The sequence below is a fragment of the Streptomyces sp. E2N166 genome (assembly GCF_003671715.1).
Lineage (GTDB): Bacteria > Actinomycetota > Actinomycetes > Streptomycetales > Streptomycetaceae > Streptomyces > Streptomyces thinghirensis.
Map to the genome: position 1 here is coordinate 836,832 of NZ_RAIF01000006.1, position 2,829 is coordinate 839,660.

The window sequence follows — 2,829 nt, forward strand, 5'->3', positions numbered from 1 at the left end:
GACCGCCGACGCGGTGCGGCCGCTGCTCGGCGCGCGCGTCGCCCGCCTGCTGCGCCGACACGCGCACCCGGACGCCTGGGCCCACGACGACGACCTGGTCAGTCTGCGCCAGGCGGACGAGGAGGCCCGCACCGCCGTCTTCGACGCCGGGGTCCTCGAGGACTGGCGCACGGTGCTGGAGCTGACGGCGGCGCGGAACTCACGGCTCGGCGCCGTCGACTGAGGCGTCCGGCGCACCGGGCACACCGGCGCTCGCCCCGGAGCAGGGCGGCGCCCCGCCGACGGGCCGGCGGACTACCGCCCTTGACGCTCGACGCGCCCTGCCGCCGCCCGCCCGGTGGGGCCGGTCACCACTTGCCGGGCGCGTAGTCCTTGAGGAAGACGCCGTACAGGTCCTCGCCCGCCTCACCGCGCACGATCGGGTCGTAGACGCGGGCGGCGCCGTCGACCAGGTCGAGCGGGGCGTGGAAGCCGGCCTCGGCCAGCCGCAGCTTGTCGTAGTGGGGGCGCTCGTCGGTGATCCAGCCGGTGTCGACCGAGGTCATCAGGATGCCGTCGGTGTCGAACATCTCCTGGGCACTGGTCCGCGTCACCATGTTCATGGCGGCCTTGGCCGCGTTGGTGTTGGGGTGGCCCGCGCCCTTGTAGCCGCGGGCGAACACACCCTCCATCGCTGAGACGTTGACGACGTAGGCGCGCCCCGCGGGCGCCTTGCGCGCCGCCTCGGCCATCGCCGGCCGCAGCGCGCTGATGAGGATGAACGGCGACGTGTAGTTGCACAGCTGGGTCTCGAGCAGTTCGACCGGGGAGATCTGCTCGATGGTCTGGACCCAGGTGTTGGTGTCGACGACGTCGGGGACCAGGCCGCCCGCGTCGATGGCGGTGCCTTCGCGGTGCCGGACCACGCTGGCGTTGCCGGCGACCAGCGCGAGGTCGGCCACCTTCTGCGCGTCGAGCCCCGTGGCACCGACGGGCAGCGCGGCCAGGCCGTCCACAGCGCCCGAGTTGAAGGCGCCGATGACGTGGTGGGGCGGCAGTTCACCCGCGGGCAGCGGGGCGCTCTCGCCCTCGACGAGCGCGGCGTACGCGGAGGGCAGGCGGCGCACGGTCTGGGTGGCGTTGTTGATCAGGATGTCGAGCGGGCCCCGCTCGGTGACCTGATCGGCCAGGGCCACGGCCTGAGCGGGGTCGCGCAGGTCGATGCCGACGACCTCCAGGCGGTGGATCCAGTCCGCGGAGTCGTCCATGGCCTTGAAGCGGCGGATGGCGTCCTTGGGGAAGCGAGTCGTGATCGTGGTGTGGGCGCCGTCCCGCAGCAGCCTGAGCGCGATGTACATGCCGATCTTGGCGCGGCCGCCGGTGAGCAGCGCCCGCTTGCCGGTGAGGTCGGCGCGGGCGTCGCGGCGGGCCCGGTTCTCGGCGGCGCAGCCCTGGCAGAGCTGGTGGTAGAAGTAGTCGACCTCGACGTACCGCTGCTTGCAGATGTAGCAGGAGCGGGGGCGCTGGAGTATCCCCGCGATGCTGCCCTCCTCGGTGCGGGAGGAGGGCAGGATGCCTTCGGTCTCGTCGTCGATGCGCTCGGCGGAACCGGTGGCGGTGGCCTCGGTCACGGCCTTGTCGTGGGCGGTCTTGGCGGCCCGGCGCTCCTGGCGGCGGCGCTGCTTGACCATCCGGTAGATGTGCGAGGTGGCCCGGCGGACCCGGATCGCGTCCGGGTGGTCGAGGTCGATCCCGTCGAGCTCCTCCAGCACGCTCAGGCAAACGGCGAGCCGCTCCGGGTCGATACCGGGGCCGTACGCCGCCTCGCCGCCGGACGGGTGCGCCGCCATCTCGTCACCGGGCTCGTGCACCACCTCGTCCGTGGTCGCCGAACCGTCCTGTGTCACCGTCATCGCCGCTGCCGTTCCCTGGTCACCGTCGCGGCGCTCCGAGACGCGTCCGCTTTCGAACAGCGGATTTTATTCAGCGCCGGGGCACGGAGCCAAACCCGTTCGTCTCAGGGACCACACGCGGTGAGCAATGTCTCCACCTCCTCCGCCAGGGCCAGGGCGAACCGGTCGAGGTCCGGCACCGCCTCGGCGTCGGCGACCAGGCCGTAGTGGACCTGTCCGCGGTACGTCGAGACGGCCACCGCCAGGGAGTGGCCGCGGGCCAGCGGCGCCAGCGGGTAGACCTCGGTGAGCGGGTGGCCGCCGAGCCGCAGGCCGAGGCTGGGCAGGGGGACGCTGGTGACCAGGATGTCGAACCAGAGCCTGGCGGCCTGCCCGACCAGCGGCCCGCCGAGCCGGTGGCCGAGCGCCGGCACGTGGTCGGCGAGCAGGGCGACGGCACCGGCGCCCCGGCCGGGCCCCGCGTCCTTGTTGCGGTCCATGGCGGCGCGGACCGTGCCGAGGCGGGACAGCGGGTCGGGATCGCCGACCGGAAGCCTTATCAGGTAACCGGAGAGCCGGTTGCCCTGCGGGTGGGCACTACGCGGGCGGCGCTTCGAGACGGGGATCAGGGCGCGGGGGGCGACACCCTCGCTGCCGTCGCCGCGCTCGTCCAGCCAGCGGCGCAGGGCGCCGGCGACGACCGCGATCAGGACGTCGTTGACGGTGCCGCCGACGGTCTTGCGCACGCGGTGCACGTCGTCGAGGTCCACGGCCACGCCCGCGGTGCGGCGGGCGCCGGAGGATTCCGCGGTGAGCGCGGCCGAGGAGCGCACGTCGAGGGTGGACAGGGCCGCGGCGGCGCCGATGTCGAGGGCGCGGCCCGCGTCGGACAGGGCGCCGCGCAGCTTCGCCGGCAGTCCGCGCACGTCCGGGAGAAGCCCTCGCGGTGGCTCCTCGG

At 73.9% G+C, this 2,829-nt stretch carries 2 protein-coding genes and 1 pseudogene; 1 reads left to right on the forward strand and 2 read right to left on the reverse strand.

Translation table 11 applies throughout. The annotated features are described in order from the left end of the window. Positions 1–223: pseudogene (locus tag EBH09_RS04310) on the forward strand (hypothetical protein); the annotation flags it as partial. Positions 224–347: 124 nt separating this feature from the next. Here EBH09_RS04310 and EBH09_RS04315 read toward each other — a convergent pair. Together EBH09_RS04315 and EBH09_RS04320 are read right to left on the reverse strand one after the other, a co-directional pair. Next, positions 348–1,892, reverse strand: a complete 1,545-nt coding sequence (locus tag EBH09_RS04315) for an SDR family NAD(P)-dependent oxidoreductase (RefSeq protein ID WP_121745646.1) — start codon at positions 1,890–1,892, stop codon at positions 348–350. A gap of 104 nt (positions 1,893–1,996) precedes the next feature. After that, on the reverse strand, positions 1,997–2,829 hold an 833-nt coding region (locus EBH09_RS04320), incomplete at its 5' end, for a WS/DGAT domain-containing protein (RefSeq protein ID WP_121745647.1).